Annotated in this window: 1 protein-coding gene; it reads left to right on the top strand. The window is 57.5% G+C overall.

Annotated features, from left to right (window positions below):
• On the top strand, window positions 1-233 hold a 233-nt coding region (locus V3C40_RS28315; protein ID WP_442907326.1), incomplete at both ends, for a flagellin N-terminal helical domain-containing protein.

Raw genomic sequence — 233 nt, 5'->3', positions numbered from 1 at the left:
ACCAGCGGCATGACCGTTGCGATGAACAACACGCAAAACAGCACCTCGATGCTGCAAACGGCAGAAGGCGCGTTCGCTGAAGTGACCAACATGCTGGTGCGCATGAAGGATCTGGCAACCCAGGCAGCCGATGCCTCGTCGACCGCCAACGACAAGACCGCCATGCAAGCTGAATACAATGCATTGGGCCAGGAACTGTACAACGTCATGACCAACACCACGTTCGGCGGCAC

The sequence above is a fragment of the Janthinobacterium sp. LS2A genome (genome assembly GCF_036543145.1).
Taxonomy (GTDB): domain Bacteria; phylum Pseudomonadota; class Gammaproteobacteria; order Burkholderiales; family Burkholderiaceae_D; genus Janthinobacterium; species Janthinobacterium aestuarii.
The sequence above is the reverse complement of the archived record's forward strand: the minus strand, read 5'-3'. Positions and strand labels throughout refer to the sequence as shown.